At 75.3% G+C, this 24,455-nt stretch carries 19 protein-coding genes; 11 read left to right on the top strand and 8 right to left on the bottom strand.

All coding sequences use genetic code 11. The features are described from left to right. Positions 1 to 137 precede the first annotated feature (137 nt). The 5 genes from ACFO3M_RS13125 to ACFO3M_RS13105 all read left to right on the top strand — a co-directional run bounded on the left by ACFO3M_RS13125 (position 138) and on the right by ACFO3M_RS13105 (position 7,703). Positions 138 to 2,360, top strand: a complete 2,223-nt coding sequence (locus ACFO3M_RS13125; protein ID WP_387989166.1) for a putative bifunctional diguanylate cyclase/phosphodiesterase — start codon at positions 138 to 140, stop codon at positions 2,358 to 2,360. Positions 2,361 to 2,415: 55 nt separating this feature from the next. Continuing rightward, positions 2,416 to 4,503 (top strand): GGDEF domain-containing protein, encoded by a 2,088-nt coding sequence (locus tag ACFO3M_RS13120; RefSeq protein WP_387989163.1) that lies wholly within the window; start codon positions 2,416 to 2,418, stop codon positions 4,501 to 4,503. A gap of 88 nt (positions 4,504 to 4,591) precedes the next feature. Further along, on the top strand, positions 4,592 to 5,758 hold the full coding sequence (locus tag ACFO3M_RS13115) for a hypothetical protein (RefSeq protein WP_387989160.1): 1,167 nt from the start codon (positions 4,592 to 4,594) through the stop codon (positions 5,756 to 5,758). Between the two features lie 82 nt (positions 5,759 to 5,840). Next, positions 5,841 to 6,815 carry a lipoyl synthase gene (gene lipA, locus ACFO3M_RS13110; protein WP_387989157.1) on the top strand — a complete coding sequence of 325 codons (975 nt, stop codon included), beginning with the start codon at positions 5,841 to 5,843 and terminating at the stop codon, positions 6,813 to 6,815. Positions 6,816 to 6,866: 51 nt separating this feature from the next. Next, positions 6,867 to 7,703, top strand: a complete 837-nt coding sequence (locus tag ACFO3M_RS13105; RefSeq protein WP_387989154.1) for a DUF4191 domain-containing protein — start codon at positions 6,867 to 6,869, stop codon at positions 7,701 to 7,703. Positions 7,704 to 7,764: 61 nt separating this feature from the next. On the opposite strand, the gene ACFO3M_RS13100 is transcribed toward ACFO3M_RS13105, so the two are convergent. Both ACFO3M_RS13100 and ACFO3M_RS13095 read right to left on the bottom strand, forming a co-directional pair. Next, positions 7,765 to 8,262, bottom strand: coding sequence for a GNAT family N-acetyltransferase (locus tag ACFO3M_RS13100; RefSeq protein WP_387989151.1), 498 nt, complete (start codon positions 8,260 to 8,262; stop codon positions 7,765 to 7,767). Next, the gene (locus ACFO3M_RS13095) at positions 8,259 to 8,681 is read right to left on the bottom strand and encodes an RDD family protein (protein ID WP_387989148.1); all 423 of its coding nucleotides are present in this window, start codon (positions 8,679 to 8,681) and stop codon (positions 8,259 to 8,261) included. Before ACFO3M_RS13095 ends, ACFO3M_RS13100 begins: the two co-directional genes overlap by 4 nt. Before the next feature lie 168 nt (positions 8,682 to 8,849). Here ACFO3M_RS13095 and glnA point away from each other — a divergent pair, with 168 nt between their 5' ends. Next, positions 8,850 to 10,283, top strand: coding sequence for a type I glutamate--ammonia ligase (gene glnA / locus ACFO3M_RS13090; RefSeq protein WP_387989145.1), 1,434 nt, complete (start codon positions 8,850 to 8,852; stop codon positions 10,281 to 10,283). Between the two features lie 255 nt (positions 10,284 to 10,538). Here the strand turns inward: glnA and wecB are convergent, their stop codons facing one another. The 4 genes from wecB to ACFO3M_RS13070 all read right to left on the bottom strand — a co-directional run bounded on the left by wecB (position 10,539) and on the right by ACFO3M_RS13070 (position 15,685). Beyond that, positions 10,539 to 11,705: a non-hydrolyzing UDP-N-acetylglucosamine 2-epimerase gene (gene wecB, locus ACFO3M_RS13085; protein WP_387989142.1), complete on the bottom strand. Its 1,167-nt coding sequence runs from the start codon at positions 11,703 to 11,705 to the stop codon at positions 10,539 to 10,541. A gap of 26 nt (positions 11,706 to 11,731) precedes the next feature. Beyond that, the gene (locus ACFO3M_RS13080) at positions 11,732 to 12,376 is read right to left on the bottom strand and encodes a 3-keto-alpha-glucoside-1,2-lyase-like domain-containing protein (protein ID WP_387989139.1); all 645 of its coding nucleotides are present in this window, start codon (positions 12,374 to 12,376) and stop codon (positions 11,732 to 11,734) included. A gap of 55 nt (positions 12,377 to 12,431) precedes the next feature. Beyond that, a complete protein-coding gene (locus ACFO3M_RS13075; protein WP_387989136.1) occupies positions 12,432 to 13,778 on the bottom strand; it encodes a glycosyltransferase in 1,347 nt (448 codons plus the stop codon). 251 nt (positions 13,779 to 14,029) lie between these two features. After that, positions 14,030 to 15,685 carry a DUF2334 domain-containing protein gene (locus tag ACFO3M_RS13070; RefSeq protein ID WP_387989133.1) on the bottom strand — a complete coding sequence of 552 codons (1,656 nt, stop codon included), beginning with the start codon at positions 15,683 to 15,685 and terminating at the stop codon, positions 14,030 to 14,032. 584 nt (positions 15,686 to 16,269) lie between these two features. On the opposite strand from ACFO3M_RS13070, the gene ACFO3M_RS13065 reads away from it, so the two are divergent. After that, positions 16,270 to 16,932, top strand: coding sequence for a 3-keto-alpha-glucoside-1,2-lyase-like domain-containing protein (locus tag ACFO3M_RS13065; RefSeq protein WP_387989130.1), 663 nt, complete (start codon positions 16,270 to 16,272; stop codon positions 16,930 to 16,932). Positions 16,933 to 17,389: 457 nt separating this feature from the next. Here the strand turns inward: ACFO3M_RS13065 and ACFO3M_RS13060 are convergent, their stop codons facing one another. Then, on the bottom strand, positions 17,390 to 17,836 hold the full coding sequence (locus ACFO3M_RS13060) for a hypothetical protein (protein ID WP_387989127.1): 447 nt from the start codon (positions 17,834 to 17,836) through the stop codon (positions 17,390 to 17,392). 276 nt (positions 17,837 to 18,112) lie between these two features. On the opposite strand from ACFO3M_RS13060, the gene ACFO3M_RS13055 reads away from it, so the two are divergent. The 4 genes from ACFO3M_RS13055 (at position 18,113) to ACFO3M_RS13040 (ending at position 23,351) form a co-directional block, all read left to right on the top strand. Further along, complete coding sequence (locus ACFO3M_RS13055) at positions 18,113 to 18,808, top strand: hemerythrin domain-containing protein (RefSeq protein WP_387989125.1); 696 nt, start codon at positions 18,113 to 18,115, stop codon at positions 18,806 to 18,808. A 1-nt stretch (position 18,809) separates the two neighbouring features. Then, a complete protein-coding gene (locus ACFO3M_RS13050) occupies positions 18,810 to 19,229 on the top strand; it encodes a hypothetical protein (protein ID WP_387989123.1) in 420 nt (139 codons plus the stop codon). A gap of 38 nt (positions 19,230 to 19,267) precedes the next feature. Further along, positions 19,268 to 19,804, top strand: a complete 537-nt coding sequence (locus ACFO3M_RS13045) for a DoxX family protein (protein ID WP_387989121.1) — start codon at positions 19,268 to 19,270, stop codon at positions 19,802 to 19,804. 217 nt (positions 19,805 to 20,021) lie between these two features. Beyond that, positions 20,022 to 23,351, top strand: a complete 3,330-nt coding sequence (locus ACFO3M_RS13040) for a SpoIIE family protein phosphatase (protein WP_387989119.1) — start codon at positions 20,022 to 20,024, stop codon at positions 23,349 to 23,351. 18 nt (positions 23,352 to 23,369) lie between these two features. On the opposite strand, the gene ACFO3M_RS13035 is transcribed toward ACFO3M_RS13040, so the two are convergent. Next, positions 23,370 to 24,452 (bottom strand): CDP-glycerol glycerophosphotransferase family protein, encoded by a 1,083-nt coding sequence (locus ACFO3M_RS13035; RefSeq protein ID WP_387989117.1) that lies wholly within the window; start codon positions 24,450 to 24,452, stop codon positions 23,370 to 23,372. Positions 24,453 to 24,455: the final 3 nt, after the last annotated feature.

The raw sequence follows: 24,455 nt of genomic DNA, 5'->3' as shown, positions 1-24,455 counted from the left end.
ACCGCCCGGGGCCTCACCCGGACGGGTCGGTCGGGCGCTCCGGGCTGCACCCGGACGGCGGACGAGCCGTTGTCGTCCTCGTGCGGCGCGCTCAGGTGTCCCTCCGGCGTGCGGGGACCGGTCCCCGCGGCCCCCTCGTGGTGGTCGCGGCGCTCGCCGCCGCCCTCTTCGCCACCGGCGTCGGCCCACGCCCGCCCGGACACGCCTGGGACGTCCTCTACGACGTCGTCCTCTACCACCTGTCCTGGCTGGCGGCCGGCGCCGCCTGCTGGCTGACCGCCCGGCGGGCTCCCCGCGAGGCGCTCGCCTGGCGGGCGCTGGCCACCTCGCTCGTCGTCGGCGCGGCCGGGAACGTCGCGCGCATCCTCGAGACCGGCCAGGCGGGCACCACGCCGTCCCCGGTGGCCGACACCTGCGTCGCCGTCGCCTACGGCAGCCTCTACGTCGCGCTGTTCGTGCTCATCCGCGCCCGCGTCGCGCGGTTCCTGCCCAGCATGTGGCTCGACGGCGTCGTCGCCGCGCTCGGCACCACGGCGGTCGGCACCGGGTTCCTGCTCGGGCCCTACCTCACCGACAGCAGCCACGTCTCGGTCGCCCAGCTCGCCTGGCCCGGTGCCGACGTGCTGCTGCTGTCGCTGCTGGTCGGCGTCAGCGCCATCCTCGGCGTGCACCTGGACCGCACCCTGCTGTGCATCGCCGGGGCCATCGCGCTGTTCTGCGTCGCCGACGCCGCCCTGTTCGTGCTGAGCGCCGAGGGCCGCTACGCCGACGGCGGGCCGCTGGAGCTGGTGTGGCAGGCCGGCGTGCTGCTGGCCGCCGTCGCCGCGTGGCGCACCACCGGCGACCCGCGGCGCGCCGCCGGGCAGGAGGGCGTGCGGATCACCTGGCGGCTGGTCGCGCTGCCGCTGGCCGGCACGCTCGCCGCCCTCGCCGTGCTCGCCGCCGGCTACGGCGACGACCTGCCCGACAGCGCCGGGTGGCTGGCGGTGGGCTGCGTGCTCGCCGCGCTGGCCCGCACCGCGGTCACCTTCCGCGAGGTGCGGACGTTCGCGGTGGTCCGGCAGGAGGCGCGCACCGACGAGCTCACCGGCCTGCCCAACCGGCGCGCGCTGCTCGAGCGCGCCCGCACCGTCGTCGCCGGGGCGACGACCACCTCCCCCGCCGCGCTGCTGCTGCTGGACCTCGACGGGTTCAAGGAGGTCAACGACAGCCTCGGGCACGGCGCCGGCGACCAGCTGCTGTGCCAGGTCGGCCCGCGGGTGACCCCCGCGCTGCGGCCGGGCGAGGTGCTCGCGCGGCTCGGCGGCGACGAGTTCGCCGTCCTGCTGCCCGCCGTCGACCTGGACACCGCCGCCGAGCGCGCCGGCGTCGTGCACGACCTGCTGCGGCAGCCGTTCGAGGTCGACGGCATCCGGCTGCACGTCGGCGTGAGCATCGGCGTCTCGACCGCGCCGGTCCCCGCCGACGACGTCCAGGAGCTGCTGCGCTGCGCCGACGTGGCGATGTACGCGGCCAAGACCGAGCGCGCCGGCGTGCACGTCTACGTCCCCGACCCGACCAGCGGGTCGGGCGAGCGGCTGCGCACGATGGAGGAGCTGCGCACCGCGCTGGCCGAGGACCAGCTCGACGTCCACCTGCAGCCGCAGGTCGCCATGGACGACGGCCGCACCGTCGGCGTCGAGGCGCTGCTGCGGTGGCACCACCCCGGGCGTGGGCTGCTCGGCCCCGCGCAGGTGCTGCCCGCCGCCGAGCAGGCCGGCCTGCTGCGCCCGCTGACCGACACCGTGCTCGAGCGCTCCCTGGACGCGGTCGCCCGCTGGTGGGACGAGCACCGGGTGCCGGTGTCGGTGAACCTGTCCGCGGCCAACGTCGCCGACCTCGACCTGCCCGGCAAGGTCGCCGCGGAGCTGGCCCGGCGCGGGCTGCCCCCGGCGGCGCTGACCCTGGAGCTGGTCGAGGACACCCTCATGGCCGATCCCGAGCGCGGCCGCACCGTGCTCGGCGAACTGCGCCGCCTGGGCGTGCGCACCTCCATCGACGACTACGGCACCGGCTACAGCTCGCTGGCCTACCTGCGCCGGCTGCCCGCCGACGAGCTCAAGCTCGACCGCAGCCTCACCGCCGACGTCGACCGCGACGAGCGGGCCGCCGCGATCGTGCGGCACACCGTCGCGCTCGCCCACGACCTGGGCCTGAGCCTGGTCGCCGAGGGCGTCGAGGACCTCACCACCGCCGCCCGGCTCGCGGCGCTGGGCTGCGACGTCGCCCAGGGCTACGCCGTCGCCCGGCCCATGCCGGTCCCCGACCTGCTGCGCTGGCTGGCCGCCCACCGCGCCGCCACCGCCCGTGTCCGGGACTGAGACGGTGCCGAGCCGGTCCGCCGCCGGCCGGCCGGCGCCGTGGCGGGGTGGCGCCGTGGTCGCCGCGCGGGGGCAGCGGACCGGCACCCGCCGCCCGGTGGTCTGGCTGACGGCGGCCCTCGTCGCCGTCTACCTCACCGGCGTGGACCGGGCCCGCAGCGGTCCGGCGGAGACGCTGCTGTACGACGTCGTCCTCTACAACGCCGTCCCGGTCCTGGCCGGCCTCCTCTGCTGGCGCACCGGCGGCCGGTCGCCCGCCGAGCGGCGCACCTGGCAGGCGGTGGCCGTGGCGTGGGGCCTGATCGTGGTCGGCAACCTCACCTACGTCCTGGTCGTGGTCCCGCAGGCGCAGCCGCCATTCCCCTCGGTGGCCGACGCGTGGTGGCTGGCCGCCTACCCGCCGCTGTTCGCCGTCCCCCTGTTCCTCGTCCGCAGCCGGGCGCCGCGGGCGTCGGCGGTGAGCTGGCTCGACGGGCTGATCGGCGCGCTCGCGGTCGCCGCGGTCACCGCGACCTGGGTGCTGGGGCCCACGCTGTCCTCCCCGGCGCACGACCCGCTGGCGGTCGCCGCCAACCTCGCCTACCCGGTGGCCGACCTGCTGCTGCTCGCGCTCGTCGGCGCGGTGTTCGCGGTCCTGGGCGCCCGCGTCGACCGGACCGTCCTCCTGCTCTGCGCCGTCCTGACCGGGAAACTGGTCGCCGACGTGCTCATCGCCGCGGCCCAGGCCGGGGGCACCTACGTCCCCGGCGGCTGGGGCGACCTGGCCTGCGTGCTCAACGCGGCGCTCACGGTGGTCGCGGTCGTCACGGCCCCCCGGCCCGCCGCCCCCGAGCCGGTCGCGCAGGTCCGCACGGGCTGGCGCTGGGTGGGCATCCCGGTCGGCTGCAACGTCGCGGCGCTGCTCGTCCTGAGCGTCGAGTGGAGCCGGCCCGGCGCCGGGCTCGGGGAGCTGTGCGCCCTGGGCTGCCTGGCCGCGTCGCTCGCCCGCACGGCGCTGACCCTGCGGGAGCTGCGGGCGCTGACCGAGGTCCGCCGGCAGGCGCACACCGACGAGCTGACCGGCCTGGCCAACCGGCGGGCGCTGGCCGAGCGCGCCGCCGCGCACCTGGCCCCCGGCCGGCCCGCGGGCGTGCTCCTGCTCGACCTGGACGGGTTCAAGGCGGTCAACGACGGCCTCGGCCACGCCGCCGGCGACGACCTGCTGCGGACCGTCGGGGCGCGGCTGCGCGGGGCCCTCCGCCCGTCCGACGTCCTGGCCCGGCTCGGCGGGGACGAGTTCGCCGTCCTGCTGCCGGGCGCCGACGCCGTCCTGGCGCGGGAGTGCGCCGCCCGGCTGCACGGCGTCCTCGTCGAGCCGGTGGCGGTCGCCGGGCGGGTCGTCCGGGTCGGCGCCAGCATCGGCCTGGCGACCGCCCCCGGCGACGGGCGGACGATCGAGAGCCTGCTCGCGGCCGCCGACGCCGGGATGTACGCCGCCAAGGCCGGGGGTGGCGGGGTCGCCGCCGACCCCGCCACCCCCCTGCCGCTGCCGCGGGACCCCGAGGGCGCAGCCGCGGCCGACGTCGTCCTCGTGCCCCTGGTCGACCCGTCGGGACGCCCGGCCGCCCGGGAGGCGCGGACGCCCGACGGACGCCCGGCCGACCTGACCGCCCTCACGCGCGCCCTGCCCCTCCTCGGCCTCGTGGACGCCGCTCCCCCGGTCTGGACGACGCTGTCGCCCGCCGACGTCGCGGGCACGCGCACCGCCGACTCCCTGGCCGCGGCGCTGCTGCGGGCGGGGGTCCCGCCGGAGTCGGTGGTCTGCGTGCTGCCGCGCGACCTGCCCGGCCCGCTGCTCCCCGCGGCGGCCGACCTCCTGGCGGGGCTGCGCGCCCGCGGCCTGGGGACGGCGGTCGACGGCACCGTCCTGCAGGTCCTCGGCCACGCCGGCGACGGCGCACTGCCCGCCGACGTCGTGCGGCTCGACCTCACCGGCGGCGCCGTGCCCGCCGCGGCGGTGACGCACGCCGTCGCGCTGGTGACCGCGCTCGGCGGCCGCGTCGTCGCCGTGACCGACGACGCCGACCCTCCTGACGTGCCGGGCTGCACCGTGCTGCGGACCGCCGGCGCGGACCGTGCCGCCCCGGGGACGCGCGCGTCCTGACCGGCCCGGCGGCGGGTCGGCCCGGGGATGTGCCTTCCCGCCGGAGCGGGCAGGATGGCCGGAGTCGATCAACCCGGAGGTGCATCCCGTGTCCCGCACACAGTCCCGCGGCCAGGTCACACAGTCCCGCGGCCAGGTCATCGGGGCCGAGCTCCAGGAGGGGCTCAGTCACCTCGGCGCCGCCGTCACGGAGGCCGGCCGGGCCGCCGCGGAGCAACTGGCCCCCCGCGTGGACGCCGCGCGCGAGGCGGCCGCGGCCGTGGTCGCCGCCGCCGTCCCGGTGGCCGCGCTCGCCGTCGCCGCGGCCCGCGAGGCCCTGGCCCCGCGGGTGGACGCCGCCCGCGGCGCCGCGAGCCCGGTCCTCGACGCCGCCCGCGAGCGCGTCGACGCCGCCGTCGTGGCGCTCACCCCGCGCGTCGTGGCCGCCCGGGAGGCCGCCAACCCCGTCCTCGACGCCGCCCGTCAGCGCGTCGACGCGGCCGTCGACGCGCTGACCCCGCGCGTGGCCGCCGCCCGCGAGTCCGCCGGCCCGGCGGTCACCTCGGCGCTGACCGCCGCCGGTGCCGCCGCCGCCAAGGCCGCCGCGGACCTCGCGCCCCGGGTGGAGGCCGCCTCGGCCGCCACCCGCAAGGCGCTGGCCACCGAGGTCGCCCCCCGGGTGGCCGCCGCGAGGGACACCGTCGTCCCGGCCCTGGGCAGCGCCCGCGACAGCCTGGTCGCCGGCGTCGGCACCGCGCTCGGCGAGCTCGAGCACCGCCGGGCCGAGCTCGTCGGCGGCGCCGCGCAGACCGGCCGCAAGGCGACGAAGGCCGGCCGGAAGGCCACGCGGAAGACCGCGAAGAAGGCTGCGCAGGCGAGGCGGAAGGTGGGTACGGGATCCGAGCCGCGCCGCTGGCCGTGGGTGCTCCTCGCGCTGGCGGTCGGCGCGGCGGCGTTCTCGTTCCTGCGCCGCAAGACCGAGGACCCGTGGACGCCGGCCCCCGCCGGCGACGGGCCCGTGCCCAGCTACCGAGAGGACCCCGTGCCCAGCTCCCCGAGCAACGACGACTCCGGCAAGACCGTCTCCGACGCGATGTTCGTCGCCGGCGACTCGGCGCCCCCCGAGTCCGACATGGGCATCCGCGATGCCCAGAACGTGGCCGGCGACGACGACGCCGGCGCCACCGACCCGACCCGGACCGCTCCCGAGCCGTTCACCAGCGGCGGCGGGGCGGACGAGGGCCCGACCGCCGGGCCCGCCGCCGGCCAGGCCTGACGGCCCGCCGTCAGCACGCCGATCGCCCCCGCTGCCCTCGAGGCGGCGGGGGCGATCGCCGTCCGGGAGTACGGTGGGGATCATGAGCGAGACGGTGACGACCAGTACCTCCGAGCCGTCCCGGATCGGTCCCTCGGGCCGCAAGCTGCTGCGCCTGGAGGTGCGCAACAGCCAGGTCCCGATCGAGCGCAAGCCGGAGTGGATCAAGACCCGGCTGAAGACCGGCCCGGAGTACACCGAACTCAAGTCGCTGGTCCGCCGCGAGGGCCTGCACACCGTCTGCGAAGAGGCCGGCTGCCCCAACATCTACGAGTGCTGGGAGGACCGGGAGGCCACCTTCCTCATCGGCGGCGACCAGTGCACCCGGCGCTGCGACTTCTGCCAGATCGACACCGGCAAGCCCGCCGAGTTCGACGCCGACGAGCCCCGCCGCGTCGCCGAGAGCGTCGCGACGATGCAGCTCCGGTACGCCACCGTCACCGGCGTCGCCCGCGACGACCTGCCCGACGGCGGCGCGTGGCTCTACGCCGAGACCGTCCGCCAGATCCACGCCGCCGTCCCCGGCTGTGGCGTCGAGCTGCTCATCCCCGACTTCAACGCCGACCCCGGCCAGCTGGCCGAGGTGTTCTCCTCCCGGCCCGAGGTGCTGGCGCACAACGTCGAGACCGTGCCGCGGATCTTCAAGCGCATCCGCCCCGGCTTCCGCTTCGAGCGGTCCCTCGCGGTGATCACCGCCGCCCGCGAGGCCGGGCTGGTCACCAAGTCCAACCTCATCCTCGGCATGGGTGAGGAGCCCGACGAGGTGGTCGAGACCATGCGCGCGCTGCACGAGGCCGGCTGCGACCTGCTGACGATCACCCAGTACCTGCGGCCCTCGCCGCGGCACCACCCCGTGGTCCGCTGGGTCAAGCCCGACGAGTTCGTCGGCTTCCAGCAGGAGGCGGAGAGGATCGGCTTCCCGGGCGTGCTCGCCGGGCCGCTGGTGCGCAGCTCCTACCGGGCCGGGCGGCTCTACCAGCAGGCCGTCGAGGCCCGCGGTCTCACCACTCGGGGCTGACCGCCCCGCGGGCTCCCCGGGACCGCTGCGCGACGCCCCTATCCTGGGGACATGGCACGCAGCAAGCCCACAGACTCCCCCGCTCCCGCCGGCAACGCCGGCCGGGGCCCCGCCGCGGGGCGCGGCCGGTCCACGGGCGGTGCCACCGCGGCGGGGAAGGCGGGCAAGCCCGCGAAGACCGGCAAGGACGGCGAGCCGAAGGTCGGCCGGCTGAAGAAGGTCGGCAACCAGGTCCGCATGATCAAGCAGGCCTACTCGCTGACGCGGAAGAACGACCCGAAGCTGCCGTGGTACATGCTCATCGCCTTCGTGGCGGTGGCCGGTGTGGTCGAGCTGCTGGCCATCCTGTTCGGGGCGCCGTTCCTCTTCCTGCCGATCGCGGTCGTCCTCGGCGTGCTGGCGGCGATGATCGTCTTCGGCCGCCGCGCGCAGGGCTCGGCCTACCGCCAGGTGGAGGGCCAGCCCGGCGCCGCCGCGTGGGTGCTGGAGGGCATGCGCGGTGACTGGCGGGTGTCCGCCGGGGTCGCCGGCACCGCCCAGCTGGACGCGGTGCACCGGGTGCTCGGCCGCCCGGGCGTCATCCTGGTCGGCGAGGGCTCGCCGGTCCGCGTCCGCGGCCTGCTGGCGCAGGAGAAGAAGCGCATCGCCCGCGTCGTCGGCGACACCCCCATCTACGACGTCACCGTCGGCGAGGAGGAGGGGCAGGTCCCCCTCCGCAAGCTCAGCGCCCACGTGATGAAGCTGCCCCGCAACCTGTCCGCCGGTGAGGTCAACACCCTCGGCCGGCGGCTGGCCGCGCTCGGCGGCGCGCGCCCGCCGGTCCCCGGCGGCCCGCTGCCCGGCGGCCGGCAGATGACCGTCAGCCAGCGGCAGGTCCGCCGCCGCTGAGGGAGGACCTCCCCGCGCCCCACCGCTCGCACGCTCGCGGCGGGCCCCTGCGGGGAGGCCGTCACAGCCGGCCGAAGGGCTCCGCGTAGCGGAAGGTGCCGCGCTGCTCCGGACCGGCCAGCCGGCGGGCCTGGAAGTGCCCGCCCCAGGCGGGGTCCGGCGGCTCGACGCCCAGGTCCGAGGCGCGCACGAAGCCGGCCCGCGCGTAGAAGGCCGGGTCGCCGAGCAGCGCCACCAGGCGCTCCCCCGCCGCCTCGGCGACGGCGACCAGCGCGTGCACCAGCACCGTCCCGACGCCCCTCCCCTGCCGGTCCGGCCGCACGCCGAGCGGGCCCAACCCCAGCGCCGGGGCGTCGAGGGGGTCGATCCACCCGCGGGTGGCGACCACGTGCCCGACGACGTCGTCCCCGTCGGCGGCGACCAGCGACAGGTGCGACAGGAAGCCCGCGTCCGCGCGGAGCTCCCGCACCAGCCGGGCCTCGACGTCGGTGGGGAACGCCGCCCGGTGCACCGCGTCGACGGCGGCGGCGTCGGCCGGCCGCTCGCGGCGGACGATCACCTGTCGAGGACGACGGCGGTGTCGGTGACGCGGTCGTGCAGGCCGCGGCCGTCGGCGTCGACCACCAGCGCCGGCACCAGCAGCATGAGCAGCCCGGTGCGGACGACGGCCCGCCAGGGCGCCAGCCGCGACGCGGGGTGCGGGTGCGCCAGCCGCAGACCCAGCAGCCGCATCCCCGGCGTCTGCCCGACCGCCACGAGGAACACGACGTAGACCACCGCGAACGACAGCAGGCTCCAGTTGCCCGGCAGGTCCGGGGCGGTGAACAGGCCCGCGACGACGGCGGAGAGGAAGGCGTCGACCAGGAACGCCAGCACCCGGGTGCCGAACGGCGCCAGCGACCCGGGCCCGCCCTCCGGCAGGCCCAGCGACGCACCCCGCCGGCGCTCCTGAGAGGGTGGCTGTGCGTCCCTGACCATGCCCACCAGCGTAGGACCCGCCCGCCGCACGCCCGGCCGCTCGCGCGCGACGGCGTCCGGTGCGACACGCCGGAGCCGTTGTTACCGCCCCGAAACAGACGGGACACCCCGGGGCAACTCCCCGGTCATAGCTTGCGAGTCGGCTGTCCGCCCCACACCGGAGGATCGATGTTCACCAGTCCCGACGAGGTCGCCGCCTACATCCGCGACAACGACGTCGAGTACGTCGACGTGCGCTTCTGCGACCTGCCCGGCGTCATGCAGCACTTCACCATCCCGGCGTCGACGTTCGGTGAGGACACCTTCTCCGACGGCCTCGGCTTCGACGGGTCGTCGATCCGCGGGTTCCAGGCGATCAACGAGTCGGACATGCTGCTGCTGCCCGACGCCAACAGCGCCTTCCTCGACCCGTTCCGGAAGCACAAGACGCTGAACGTCAACTTCTTCATCCACGACCCGATCACGCGCGAGGCCTACAGCCGCGACCCGCGCAACGTGGCGAAGAAGGCCGAGGCGTACCTCGCCAGCAGCGGGATCGCCGACACCGCCTACTTCGGCCCCGAGGCGGAGTTCTACATCTTCGACTCGATCCGGCACTCGACCGGCATCAACGAGGGCTACTACCACATCGACTCGGTCGAGGGCTCCTGGAACTCGGGCGCCCTGACCGGCGAGAACGGCGGCCCCAACCTGGGCTACAAGACCCGCGCCAAGGGCGGCTACTTCCCGGTCGAGCCCTTCGACCACTACAGCGACCTGCGCGCCACGATGATGTCCAACCTCACCGGCGTGGGCCTCGAGCTCGAGCGCGGTCACCACGAGGTCGGCACCGGTGGTCAGGCCGAGATCAACTACAAGTTCGACACCCTGCTGCGCGCCGCCGACAGCCTGATGCTGTTCAAGTACGTCATCAAGAACACCGCCTGGGCGCACGGCAAGACCGTCACCTTCATGCCCAAGCCGCTGTTCGGCGACAACGGCTCGGGCATGCACTGCCACCAGAGCCTCTGGAAGGACGGCGAGCCGCTCTTCCACGCCGAGACCGGCTACGCGGGCCTGTCCGACACCGCCCGCCACTACATCGGCGGCCTGCTGGCCCACGCCCCGTCGCTGCTGGCCTTCACCAACCCGACGGTGAACAGCTACCACCGCCTGGTGCCGGGCTACGAGGCGCCGATCAACCTCGTCTACTCGGCCCGCAACCGCTCGGCCTGCTGCCGCATCCCGATCTCGGGCGACAACCCGAAGGCCAAGCGCATCGAGTTCCGCGTGCCCGACCCGTCGGCCAACCCCTACCTCGCCTTCTCGGCGATGCTCATGGCCGGCCTCGACGGCATCAAGAACAAGATCGAGCCGCCGGCGCCGGTGGACAAGGACCTCTACGAGCTGCCGCCCGAGGAGGCCCTGGGCATCGAGAAGGTCCCGGCGTCGCTGGACGCCGTCCTCGACCGGCTCGAGGTCGACCACGAGTACCTGATCGACGGCGGCGTCTTCACGCCCGACCTGATCGAGACGTGGATCGAGTACAAGCGGGAGAACGAGATCGACCCGATCCGCCTCCGCCCGCACCCGCACGAGTTCGCCATGTACTACGACATCTGATCCGTCCCGGCACACGACAGGGGCCGGTGACCTGGACGAACAGGTCACCGGCCCTTCTCGTGCTCGACATGGCTCCCGGTGCAGGTCACCACCCGGCCGGGCTGGCAGTGCACACCGCGCGGGCTCGACGGCGCCGCCGGGGAGGACGTCTCCCGCAGCGGCCCGGCTCGCACGCCTCGTACCGACCAGGGAAGGGGTCGTGCCGGACCGCAGGAGTCACCGGCGCCGGCCCGTGCGGAGGACCGGCGGACCCCGTCAGACCGCTCCGACAGTCAGGACCCGGGGTCGGAACTCCTCCGCGGCGGGCCCCAGCCCGAACAGGTGGCGCACCGCCTGGACGCAGCGGCCGGCGGCAGCGCCGTCCCCGTAGGGGTTGACCGCACGAGCCATCGCCGCGTGGGCGGCAGGGTCGGTGAGCAGCTCCTCCGTGGCGGGGACGAGGACACCGGGATCGGTGCCCACGAGCCGGACCGTGCCCGCCTCCACAGCCTCCGGCCGCTCTGTGTTGTCCCGCAGGACGAGCACCGGCTTGCCGAGGCTGGGCGCCTCCTCCTGGACGCCCCCGCTGTCGGTGAGGACGAGCGTGGCGCGGGCCATGAGCCGGGCGAAGTCCCCGTAGGCCAGCGGTTCGACGACGAGCACGTTCGGCAGGTGCTCGAGATGTGGCAGCAACGCCTCCCGCACCACGGGGTTGCGGTGCACCGGCAGCACGACCCGCAGCTCCGGGTGGCGCCGGGCGATGGTCGCGACCGCCCGGCCGACGCCGCGCATCGGCTCGCCCCAGGACTCGCGGCGGTGGGAGGTGACCAGCAGGACCGGCCGGTCGTCCTCGTCCAGGGCTGCCAGGGCCGGCTCGGCGTAGGAGCGGCTGCGGCCCACGACGTCGATGAGTGCGTCGATGACGGTGTTGCCGGTGACGACGATGCGCCCTGCGTCCACCCCCTCTCGAAGCAGGTTGGCGCGGCTGGCCTCCGTCGGCGCGAGGTGCAGCGTGGCCAACTGGGTGGTCAGTCGCCGGTTCATCTCCTCGGGGAAGGGGGAGGTGACGTCGCCGGTGCGCAGACCCGCCTCCAGGTGCACGACGGGGACCCGCTCGTAGAAGGCGGCGAGTGCTGCGGCGAGCGTCGTGGTCGTGTCCCCTTGCACCAGGACGGCATCGGGCTGCCGGTCGTGGATCAGGGGGACGAGGCCCGCCAGCGCCCGCACGGTGATCCCCTCGAGGGTCTGTCGGGGCTCGATGATGTCCAGGTCGTGCTCGGCGGTGATGTCGAACAGTTCGTTGACTTGGTCGAGCATCGACCGGTGCTGGCCGGTGAGCACCACCGAGGCGCTCAGATCCGGGTCGTCGTCGAGCCCGCGGACGACGGGCGCCATCTTCACCGCCTCCGGACGCGTGCCGTAGACGACCATCACGTGCTTCATGTCCTACCTCCGGGCGGTCGAGTGACCTAGACGGCGGTGAGTTGGATGTCCTCGAACTCGACGGCGGCGTCCTCGGTGTAGAGCCCGACGGACCCGCCCCTGTACGGCTCGCCGGGGTCCACGACCCGGGCCAGCAGCACCCCGTCGACGGTGACCTCCATCTCGGCGCCCACCTGCCGGACCGTCACCTCGTACCAGGGCCCCACCGGGAACGTCGGGGCCGTACCGGTCGCGAGGAACTGCTGCGAGCCAGCGAACGCAGGGTCGGCCTTTCCGATCTCCCACCCGTTGGGCTTCAGGGTGAGGTAGTAGAAGTGCTCGTTGTCGGTGTGGTGCCACACCAGCCAAGCGACCTCCCAGGGGTTTCCCCCAGACCGGCGCAGCTGCTCGCGCGTCCTCAGCCGCACCGAGACCTCGACGTCCTCGAACTCCTGCTCGCTCAGCGCCAACGCAGCTGCCGTGTCGCTCTCGTGGTCGACGGCTCGAGGCGCCAGCCGGTACCGCCAGCCGTCCGCGCGCTGTACGCCGCTGGCGGTGCCGTAGCCGTCGAAGGCCAGCCGCCACCCGCCGCACCGGTCCGACTGATGCCAGGGGTCGCAGACGACGGGATCGGTGGCACCTGCATCGGGGGGGACGTCGCCGTTGCCGCACGCGGGGAGAAGGGCACACACGAGCAGGCTGCCGATCAGTGCTCGGGCAAGCCCTCTGCGGCCGGTGCCCACCGCGTCAGGCCCCCCGGCCGGTGGAGGCGGGCCGGGCACCGGTGCCCTCTTTGCCGGGGAAGGAGACGACGACGCCGTCCGACCCGGCCCGGGCGTAGCCGGGCTTGCCGCGGTCGGGCAGGCGCTCGGTCTTGAACCACGAGCGGCGGCCCCGCAGCACCCGGAGGACCGCCCACCAGCCCGCAGCCATCCACAACAGGCCGAAGAGCACGAACACGTGCCCGTAGAGGACGACACGCCACCGACGGATCCGATCGCCTCGACGCCGGTACACGTGGGCGAAGAGGACGCCGGGCAGGAAGGTCAGCACGTACCAGGACAGGAGCACCGGCCATTGGAGCAGTTGCGCCCGTGCCAGCGGCGAGGCCGCGAGGCCCACGACCGAGGCGACGAGCGACAGGACCATCAGCGAGCTGACCAGGATGAGGACCGGCATCAGGATGGTGTGCAGGATCTCGGCGGCCACCCGCCCGGACGAGTGCCGCAGCACCTGCGGGACCAGGCGCCAGGCCTGCAGGTTGCCCTGGAACCAGCGGGACCGCTGCCGGACCAGCCGGCGCAGGCTCGTCAGTCCCTGCTGGTGGACGGCGACGATCGGGCAGTGCATCGTCCACCAGCCGGCCAGCTGCAGGCGCACGCCCAGGTCGAGGTCCTCGGTGAGGACGTCGGACCACGGCGCACGACCCAGGCTCGTCAGCGCGGACAGCCGGGTGAACTGGCCGTTGCCGCCCAGCCCGGCGATACCGAGCCGGTTGTGGGCCACCTGGAAGATCGACGTGTAGGTGACGAACTCCATGTCCTGCAGGCGGGTGAGCACCCCCGCGCGCCGGTTGTCGATGCGGACGGCGACCTGCACTCCGCCCACCCTGGGATCGGCGAAGTAGGGGACGACGGCCTCCAGGGCGTGCTGGTCGAGACGGCCGTCGGCGTCGAGGAGGCCGACGACGACCTGGTCCGGAGCGCGGTTCACCAGGTCCGTCGTCAGCAGGTGGTCCACCGCGGCGTTGAGGGCTGCCCCCTTCCCCTGTCGGGCGTTCGGCGGCGTACGCCGCAGGACGTGCACGCGGCGGTCCGGGTACGACCGGGCGATCTCGGCGGTGGCGTCCGTCGAGCCGTCGTCGATGACGAGGACGAGGAAGTCCTGCAGCGGCAGGGAGGTCAGACGCTGGAGGGTGCCGGCCAGCACCTCCTCCTCGTCCAGGCACGGGACCAGGAACACGAAGAAGGGGGCGTCGAACCCTGATCGCTGGAGTCGCAGGGGCACGACCCCGCTCTCCAGGTACATCCCCAGGGCGTAGGTGAGGCTGCAGATCACCGCTGCCGATGCCGCCAGGAGGAGGAGACCGGTCATCGTCACCGGCTCCCCACCCCGGAACCGCGCGCACGCCTCCGGGCCCGCGGGAACGGGAGATGCCGGGGCCGGGGGTGGAGGTACCGGCTGGCCACGACGAGGCAGACGAGCACGAGCAGGTAGCAGAGGAAGGCAGCGCCGGCGGTCGCAAGGGCCCAGCGCGCGAGCCAGAACGCCCAGTCACCCATCGGTCCTCCCCCACGCGGCGGGACCGTCGGCGGACCTGTGACGGGTGGGCGCAGGGGCGGACGTCACAGCTCTCCCGGGGGGACGAACTCGTAGCCGAGCTCCTGGAACCGGTCGATGATCCACTCCAGCCGCTCGGTGCCCAGGTAGGGGTGGTAGAAGAAGCTCGCGACGCCGTCCCGGACGACGAGGTTGGATCGTGCACCGTCCACGATGGCCTGCATCGACCCAGGCCCGCCGACGGGGACCGGAGGTCCCTCGACGAAGCCGAGGTTCTCCGGGATGACCGTGCTCCCGTAGCCGTCGCGTACGACGTAGGGCGCGTACTGAGCGAAGAGGAAGTCGTTCATCGGACCTGCCCGCCACCCGCCTGACAGGTAATAGGGACGGTCGTAGCGTGCGTCGAAGAGCCGTCCGGCCGCTTCGTACGAGGCCGATGATGCGGCGTAATGGGGGAACTCGAACACCCGCGGCCTCGGCAGACCGGTGCCGGTGACCTCGGCGATGGCCGACTCGAGGCGATCGGTGGCCCACGCGGGTGAGTCCCCCGGGACCGGCCCCTGGTAGACCAGCGCGCCGTCTGGCGTGCGGTCGACCCGGAAGAACTCGAAGTCCGCGCCGCTCCCGCCGGTGTCCGGGTTCCGCTGGGCGCCGAACTGGTGGGTGTACCCGTGGAGCACCATCGTGCCGCCGCGCTGGATCATGTAGGCGACCGCCTCGACCACGTCCGGCCGCTCGGACAGCCTCACCGTACGACGTGGCTCGGCTTCCAGCCCATCCACGGCCACTGGGTAGAGGGCGAAGCTGAAGGGCACGCCGGCGCGGTCCAGTGCGTCGGCCTGGCGGCGGAGCTCTCCGGGATCGGACAGGGGGTTGACGTCCTCCAGACGCACGAGGGCGCGGTGCCGGGTAGTGGTGTCCGGCCGGAGCAGGTCGAAGAAGAGGTCACAGACGACGAGGTAGCGGTCCCCGCTCTCCCCGGCGGGGTCCAGGGCGACCTCGGCGACGTAGATGAGAGCACCCGACCGCACCGCCCAGGGGGTCCTGCTCCCGTCTTCGTGGACCGTCTCGGCCAGGACCTGCACCCGCGCGGGATCGGTCACGGTGACACCGGCGGGAGCACCGGCGTCGGCGGGGCGGGAGAGCTCGGCGCCCTTGTAGGCGACGCGCGGCGCCGGGTGCGGATCAGCGGGCAGCCACGTCATCCCCAGGGCCTGGCGCAGGTCGGCCGACGCGGCCGGTAGCTCGTCGAGGTTGGCGCCCAGCCAGAGCACCGGGGTACCGCCGTTCCGCACGTCGGCGACGAAGGAGGGCGGGAGCACCTGGTCGGCGTTGGTACCGAGGTAGACCACCCCGCGGTAGGTGCCCATCTCACCCGGCGCGTAGGTCGAGATGCCGTGCACGTGCGGTGTGCCGAAGTGGGAGGCGAGCGCGGCCGCGAGCGTGCCGTACAGCTGGGACAGCGGCAGGAACTCACCCGTGTCGTCGTAGAGGACGAGCGAGGACGCCGTTCCCGACGGCGCGAGCGGGGCCCGCACGGCACTCGACGGGAACTCCAGCCCGGAGAGGTCCGCGCGATGCGGCCCGGCCGGTGCGACCGGGACGGCCGTGGACAGGCCCACCAGGACGGCGGACGAGAAGAACGCTGCGCACACGACGAGTGCGAGGAACCACCGGACGAGGATCCTGGGTCGCGGCGTCCCGTCGTCCGTGTCGACCATGCGACGACCACTCCCCGTTCGCGTCCTCGGCCGTCACCACAGGGTCCCGACCCCGGAACGCCTCCACCACGTCCTGATGAGTGTGGCGGTTGGGACAGTGCAGAAATAGAAGCAGTCGACGTGCATTGCGTACAGGGGTACCAGCCATTCTCCTTCTGCACACGGAGTAATCGATCAATGGCACCGCGCAGGAAGACAGGAGATGTCCTGCGAGTGGTGACTGATCGCGACTGCTCTTCGACGCCCTGTCGCTCCACGGGACGTCTCGGACACCGCACGCGCGATCGCGTCCTGCCGAGCGAGTCGGAGACCAATGCATGTGACCAAGCGGCTACATTGCGTGGCGACCGTCCGCTCGACCCTCGCCCGAACCTCCCGGCCCCGGCACCGGAGCCCTGCCGTCCGTGGCCCGTCGTACACCGGGGTCCTCGCCGTCACATCGGAGCTCCTGCATGCGTGTGTCCCGAGCGACCGGTGCAGCCGTCGCCGCCTCCCTGCTCCTCGCACCGGCCCTCTCCAGCTGTGCCGGCGCCGTCGATCCCGTGCGGGACGTCGCCAGGGGCGGCACCGCCACACTGGAGACCGTGGACCGGTGGGCCGAGGACCCGGTGGACGGCGCGAGCGCCGCGCAGGACGACGTCCTCCTCGCCGAACCGTTCACCGGGATCGCGACCGACGATCCCTGGGTGGACGGCAGCCGGCACGGCGCCTGGCAGTCGGTGTACGACGGCTACGGAACCGTCCTGCTCCGTGGCGGTCAGCCGGTGGCGCTCTCGCAGCGCCCGATGGCCGCGACGTCGGAGGAGGAGACCCATGCGGCGCTCGCCGTCACGGTCCAGGAGTACTCGGCCGTCGACGTGACCGTTCGGCAGCGGACCGTCGAGCAGCTCCGCGTTCCGGACCCGAACACGTGGGAGGTGCCGTGGTTGTTGTGGGGTCACTCCGACGACGAGCACTTCTACTACCTCGTCCTCAAGCCCAACGGGTGGGAGCTCGGCAAAGCAGACCCCGCATACCCGGGCGCCCAGCGCTTCCTCGCCACCGGCTCCAGCCCCACGTTCGGTGTCGGGGACTGGCACACCGCCCGGGTCCGACACACCGGCGACACGATCGAGGTGTGGGGTGACGGTCAGTTTTTGACCAGGTTCGTCGACCGCGAGCGGCCCTATCGAGGTGGGCACGTCGGCCTCTACACGGAGGACGCCCACGTGGAGCACGTGGACCTGGTGATCCGCCGGGCGGACTGACGTCGCTGCGCCGTCCGCCCTGAACGCCCCGCCTGCTCGGGCGGGTCCCGCCCCGCTCCTGACAGGCGGCTCTCCTCAGAGCTGCCCTTGCGTGATCGGCTCTCAGCCGGCACCGCGGCCGCCTGATGCGGTTCCTCCGGAACGTGGCTCGCGTCGGCATCGTCACCGGCACGACCGTCGAGGCGACCGAGGGCTGGGGTCTGCACGCCCGACCTGATCGCGTACGAGCGAGAACGGGATCGACCCCATCCGCCTCCGCCCGCACCCGCACGCGTTAGCGATGTACTACGACAAAGATCCACCCGACACACTCCAGGAGCCGGTGACCAGCACGAGCGGTCACCCGCCCCTCTGGTGTCCTCGCCCTGCGCTCAGCGCAGGTGATCACCGCAGTCGCGAGAAGCGTCGCACCGCCTCACTCCTCAGCCAGAGACGGTCACGGGCGGCCACCTCCGGGTCACCCCGGGCTGCGGAGCAGACGGCGGGCCCGGACCGCCGCGAGCGCCCCGACGCCCGAGGTCACCCCGACCAGCAGGAGCTGCACACCGAGGAGGTGGCGGGGCAGCCCCGGTCTCCCGAGCTGACCGTCGAAGAAGCCGGAGAGGCTGCTGAGCAGGCACACGGCGGCGAGCAGTCCGGCCGCCGCGGCCCCCCGCCGGCCGGGCCGGCGGACCGCCGCGGCGGCGAGTGCGGCCTGCGCGACCATCACCGGAGCGGGCGCGGCGGCGACGGCCCGTCCGCTCCAGGCCTCGGCCGGGGTGTTCCAGCCGGACGCCACGGCGAGGCCGCCGCCGACGCCGTCGAGCAGGAGCATGCCGGCGGTGGCCAGCCCGAGCCTCCGGCCGCTCCTGTCGGTGGGTCCCGGCGGCTCGACGACCCGCCGGCTCGTGGTGCGGCCGACCATCACGGCGGGACCTCCTGCTCGGCCGATCGACGACCGCAGGGTAGGCGGGACCTCGCGCGGTGGGTACCGGTGTGGTCGCCGCACCCGATGCCGACCCCGGTCACCCGGGACGACCCGGGCCGGCCCTCGGCCTCCCCGTCCCGCCGGCTCGCGCACCGCAGCACGCGTGGTCAGAGTCCAAAGTCGGTTCCGCGCGCCACGCCCCGCTGGCAGGGTGGGCACGCGGCAATCCCTGACGTGCAGCAGGTCGTCCACGGGGGAGAGACGGGGCCTCCCATGACCGCCGACACCCGGCCGGACCTCCGCCCCAGCTACCTGGAGCACCGTGCGATGCGCACGGACGCGGAGCGGCTGCGGACGCTCGTCGCCTCGGCCCGCCCGGCCGACGCGGACCGGCTGTCCGCGCTGGCCGCCTGGTACGCGAGGTACGAGGGCGCCATCCACGACCACCACACCGCCGAGGAGGCGGTCGTCTATCCCGCGCTGCTGGAGCGGGACCCGACCTTCGCCGATGCGGACGGCGAACTGGAGGGAGAACACCGGGTGCTGGCCGATCGCCTGGCGGTCATGGGCCAGAGCCTCCAGGCACTGCCCGCCGCAGCCGGGGGCGGCAGCTGGGAACGGGACCTGGAGGAGGCGGTCCGTGCCGCGGAGGCGCTGCAGGAGATCCTCGGTGTGCACCTCCCCCACGAGGAGGACGTCGCCTTCTCCCGGTACCAGCGGGAGTTCACGGCCGAGGAGTTCACGGCCCTGGGCGAGGCCGCGTGGAAGGTCGTCGGCGCGCGCGCCGTCGTGTTCGCCGGGCCGTGGGTGCTCGACCACGCGACCCCGGCCGAGCGCGCGGAACTGCTGGCCGCTCAGCCGCTGCTGCTCCGGGTCCTGTACCGGCTCGCGCTCCGCCCGCGCTACGAGCGCCTGGCCCGCCCGGTGCGCACCCCTGCTCCCCCGGCGTCCGCACACCCGGAGGCCTGACGTGCCCACCGTGCCGTGGCGTCGCCGCCTCTCCCCGGTCCCGGGTGACGAGTACCTGGTGCTGGCCAGCCGGCTGCCGCTCCGGTCGTTCGCCCAGGTCCCGCGGTTCCTGGGGCTGACCGTCGCGGTCGTCCGTCAGCTCGAGCGCACCGAGGGACTCGTCGGTTACAGCCTGCGGGCCCAGCCGCTCGCCAGGACGTTCTGGACCCTGTCCGCGTGGACCGACGACGCGGCGCTCGGCCGCTTCGCGCGGGAGATGCCGCACGCGGCGGTCATGGCGACGCTGCGCCCGCACATGAGGCCCACGCGGTTCGAGTCGTGGACGGTCCGCGGCGACGAGCTCCCCGTGGCGTGGGACGACGCGGTCGAGCGCCTGCTGCGACCGGCCGGCTCCTCACCGCCGCCGTCCCCGGTCCCCTAGGGAACGGTCACCCGGAGAACGGACCGGGAGGTCCAGCGATGGTGCTCCTCGTCGTGCTGGTCGGGACCTACGCCCTCGCCCGGCTGCTCCCCTCGCGCCTGCACCGCCGCCGCCCGCCGCCGGACGCTGCGCGGGTGGCGATGGCCACCGCGATGGCCTTCTCGGGGGTCACCCACGTCGTGAAGCCCGAGCCCTTCGTGCAGCACCTGCCGGAGTTCGTGCCCGCGCGGGAGCGGGTGATCCTCTGGACCGGGCTGCTCGAGGTGCTGTTCGGCGTGGGCCTGGCGGCACCCCACCGCCGGCGCCAGGAGGTGGCTCTCGCCCTCGCGGCGTACCTGGTCGCCGTGTTCCCCGCCAACGTCTACGTCGCCGCGGCGGGCGTCCGGATCGAGGGCCTCCCCGGCGCCTCGCACCCGTGGCTGCGACTGCCCCTCCAGTTCGTCTACATCGGCTGGACCTTCTGGGCCGTCCCCGGTGCGTGGCAGCTCGCCCGCAGCCGGGCTGCGCAGCTGCGGGACGCGACGGCGCCACCCCTCCGCGACCGGGAGACGGTCCTGGCCGGGGCGACGTCGTGACCGCGGGCACGGACCCCGGCCCGGCGTCGTCGCCCCGGGACCGCGGGCGGGAGCCCTCCTGCTGCTGACGGGGACCGCGTCCCGTCGCGGGGCGGCCCCCCGGGAGCCCCACCGGGACCGAGGTCCCCACCAGGGGGTTCGCAGACGGCGTCGCGCGGGGCAGAATCCCGGGGAGCGGCTCAGACGGGGGGCGGGCACCCGACCGACGGGAGACGCCGTGCACGCGTCCGACGCGCCGCACCATCCTGACGACGCAGCGCACCGCGCCGACGGCGCGGAGCTGCGGCGGTACCGGGCGCTGGTCGAGTACGCCCCGGACGCCGTCGTGATCCTCGACCTCGACGCGGGCCGGTTCGTCACGGTCAACCGGGCCGCCGAGGAGCTGTTCGGCATGAGCCGGGCGGAGCTGCTGCAGGTGGGGCCGGTCGAGGTCAGCCCGCCGGAGCAGCCCGACGGGCGGTCCTCGCGGGAGGCGGCGGCGGCGCAGCTCGACCGGGCGCTGGCCGGCGAGCGGCCCCGCTTCGACTGGACCCACCGCCGCGCCGACGGCACCGACGTCCCGTGCGAGGTCACCCTGCTGCGGCTGCCCGACCCCGACCGGCGGCTGGTCCGCGGCAGCGTCCTGGACGTCACCGAGCGGCGCGCCACCGAGACCGCCCTGGCCGCGCAGGCCGCCCGCCGGATCGCGGAGCAGATCGCCCGGCGGGCCGCGGAGGCGAGCGTGGCCCGGCTGCAGGCGACCGTCGCCGGCCTCAACGCGGTCGTGTGGGAGCGCGACCCGGCCACGCTGCGGCTGACCTTCGTCAACGAGCGGGCCGAGGAGCTGCTCGGCTACCCGGCCTCGCGGTGGCTGGCCGACGAGGGGCTGTGGTCGCGGATCCTGCACCCCGACGACCACGACGCGGTGCTGGACCGGGTGCGCCGCGAGGTCGACGCGGGCGCGGTGGACTTCACGCTGACCTACCGGGTGTGCACCGCCGACGGCCGGTGGGTGTGGCTGCAGCACCTCGGCCACGTCGCCCGGGACGAGGACGGCACCGCCCGCACGCTGCACGCGGTCCTGTTCGACGTCACCGAGGCCCGGCGCCGGGAGCGGGCCGCGGGGCTGCTGGCGGCCGCCGGCCAGGCGCTGGCCGCCCCGGGGGCGGTGGAGGACCGGCTGGCCGCGGTGGCCGCCCTCGCCGTCGAGGAGCTGGCCGACCGGGCCCTGGTCTGGCTGCGCGGCGACGACGACCGCCACAGCGTCGTCGCCGCCGCCCCCGCCGACGCGGCGCGGGGACTCACGGGCGTGCCGCTGCTCGTCGTGCCCGAGGAGCTGCGCCCGTCCGTGGAGGCCGGGCAGCCGTTCGTCGTCGGCACGGTGACCGAGGCGCTGCGGGACGAGGCCACCGGGCGCTCGCCGCTCCGGCTGCCCGCCGACCCGCTGCCGGTCGGCCCCCGCCTGGTGGTGCCGCTGGTGACCGGCGGGGAGCGGGTCGGGCTGCTGTCCCTGGCCGTCGCGGACCCCGGCCGCCGCTTCGACGACGCGGACCGGGCGCTCGCCGGCGACCTCGGCCGGCTGGTCGCGACGACGGTGGCCGCCGAGCGGCTGGCCGAGCGGCAGCGCCAGCTGCACGACCTCGCCGTGGCCCTGGCCGCCGCCGGCACCGCCGCGGAGGCCGGTGCCGAGCTCACCGCGCGCCTGCACGAGTCGCTGGGCGCGGCGGTGGTCGCGGTGTGCGCCCTCGGCGAGGACGGCCTGCTGCACACCGTCGACGTCCACGGCGACTCCCCCGGGTGGACCGCCGGGTTCAGCACCATCCGGCTGTCCGCGCCGGCCCCGCTGGCCGAGGCCGCCCGCACCCGCCGCCCGGTGTGGCTGCCCGACCGCGAGGCCCTGGTGTCCGGCTACCCGGAGATGGCGCCGTTCCTGCGGCCGGAGACCCAGGCGACGGCGTCGCTGCCGCTGCTGGCCGGTCCCCGCCTGGTCGGCGCGGTTGCGGTGGTCTTCGACCGGCCGCGGGCCTTCGACGCCGCCGAGCGCGCGTTCCTGCTCACCGTCGCCGGACAGGTCGCCGGGGCGCTGGAGCGGGCCGCGCTGGCCGACGTGCGCCGGGAGGTGGCCGACACCCTCCAGCGCAGCCTGCTGCCCGCCCGCCTGCCCACCTCCGACCGGCTGGGCGTGACCGCCCGCTACCTCCCCGCGGTGACGGGCACGTCCGCCGGCGGCGACTGGCACGAGGTGGTGCCCGTGCCCGGCGGCCGGACGGCGCTGGTCGTCGGCGACGTGGTCGGCCACGGTGCCTCGGCGGCGGCGGTGATGGGCCGGCTGTCCAGCGCGCTGTCCGGCGTGCTGCTCACCGGGGAGGGGCCGGCGCGGGCGCTGGAGCTCCTCGACGGCTTCGCCGGGCGGATCGACGGCGCCGCGCTGGCCACCGTCGCCTGCCTGGTCCTCGACCCAGCCACCGGCCGGCTGACCGCCAGCACCGCCGGCCACCCCCCGCCGCTGCTGGTCGCCCCCGACGGGTCGGCCGTGCTGCTCGACGGCGGGCACGGCCCGGCGCTCGGCGTGGCCGGCACCGGCCGGCGCCCGGAGACGGTCAGCGTCCTGCCCGCCGGCGCCACCCTCCTGCTCTACACCGACGGGCTGGTCGAGCGGCGCGGCAGCCTGCTCGACGAGGGCCTCGCGCGGCTGGCGGCGGCGGCCGGGGCCCGGGCGACGGCGCCGTTGCCGGCGCTGGTCGACGGCGTCCTCACCGACCTGCTCGGCGGCGGCCACGGCGCCGACGACGACGTCGCCGTGCTCGCCGCCCGGGTGCACCCCGCCTCCCTGCGCCTCGAGCTGCCCGCCGAACCCCTGCAGCTGGCGCGGCTGCGGCGGGAGGTGTCCCGGTGGGCGCGCGAGGCCGCCCTGTCCCCCGACACCACCGAGGACCTGCAGCTGGCGGTCGGGGAGGCCGCGGCCAACGCCGTCGAGCACGCCTACCGCGACGCGACCGAGCCGGGCCGCGTGCTGGTCGAGCTCGTCGCCGACCCCGACGGCGGGGTGGCGGCCACCGTCACCGACGGCGGCACCTGGCAGCCGGCGGCCGCCGACCGGGGCTTCCGCGGCCGCGGGCTGGACATGATCGCGGCGCTCGCCGGCGGTGTCGACGTCCTCCCCGGCCCGGGCGGCACCGCTCTGCGGTTCCGGCTGGCGGCACCGGGCCCGGTGCCGCCGCCGGCCCCGGGGTCCGCCGCGGTGGCGGGCGCCCCCGTGGTCCTGCGGGCCGGGGACGAGCCGTACGGCCGCCGGCTGGAGCTGGCCGGCGACCTGGACCTCGCCGGCGTCACGGAGGTCCGGGCGGCGCTGCTCGCCGAGGTCGCCGACGACCGGCCGCTCCTGCTGGACCTCACCCGGCTGGGCTTCGTGGCGAGCGTCGGCGCCGGCCTGCTGCTCGAGGCCGTCCGGACGGCGGGCGGCCACCTCGAGGTCGTGCTGCCGCCCGGCGGGTCGGCCCGGCGGCTGCTCGACCTCACCGGGCTCACCGGCGTCCTGGCCGGCGGGGACGGGAGCGCCGCCTCCTGACGTCGCCGACGCGCCGGCTCACCCGGCCGCGACCGCCGGTGCGGGGAACACCAGGTCCAGCACGCGCTCCGTGGCGTGGCCGTCCTCGCGCGAGCAGAACCGCTCCCTGAACCGGTCGTAGCGCGCGCGGTGGCGCTCGGCCAGCGCGTCGAGGTCGCCGAGCGCGTCGAGCACCTCGTCGACGGTGCCCAGCAGCGGGCCGGGGGCGAGTTCCTCGAGGTCGAGGTAGAAGTGCCGCAGGTCGCCGCGGTAGTGGTCGAGGTCGTAGGTGTAGTAGAGGATCGGCTTGCCCGTGACGGCGAAGTCGAACTGCAGGGACGCGTAGTCGGTGACCAGCACGTCCGCCGCCAGCAGCAGGTCCCGGATGTCGGGGTGGTCGGACACGTCGACCACGTGCGGCACGTCGACGCCGTCCAGCGCGTCCGTGACCTGGTAGTGCAGCCGCACCAGCAGGACGTGGTCGGACCCGAACCGGTCGGCGAAGCGCCGCAGGTCCAGGCGCAGGCGGTGGGAGGGGCCCTCCTCGTCGGCCAGCTCGTCGTCGCGCCACGTCGGGGCGTACAGCACGACGGTGCGGTCGGCGGGGACGCCGAGTTCGGCGCGGACCAGCTCGCGGGCCCGCGCGGGGTCCGGCCGGGAGAGCACGTCGTTGCGCGGGTAGCCGGTCTCGTGCACCGGCCCGTGGTAGCCGAAGACCCGCGGCAGCAGCGTGCTGCCGTCGGGGTTCTGCGCCAGCAGCAGGTCCCACCGGGCGATGTCCCGGTCGATCACCGCGGGGACCTCCGGGTCGAAGGTGACGTCGCGGTGCACCGCCTTCAGCGGCGTGCCGTGCCAGGTCTGCAGGTAGGTCGCTCCCGGCCGCTTGTCCCAGTCCACGGACAGGTGGGTGTTCGACACGACCAGGTCCGCCGACTCCAGCGCCGCGACCGCCTCGTCCCCCTCGACCGGGACGGTCGCGGCGTCCGCCGGGAACTCGTCGGCGTGCGCCTCGGCGCGCATCCAGACGTGCTCGACGTCGTCGCCGCGGGCGAGCAGCGCCTCGTGCAGCGCGCGGGGGTTGTCGGAGTACCGGCCGTCGAAGCTGCGGTAGACGATCTTCACGTG

Source organism: Geodermatophilus arenarius, assembly GCF_042654585.1.
Classification (GTDB): Bacteria; Actinomycetota; Actinomycetes; order Mycobacteriales; family Geodermatophilaceae; genus Geodermatophilus; species Geodermatophilus arenarius.
This window is presented reverse-complemented; position numbering and strand designations above follow the sequence as displayed.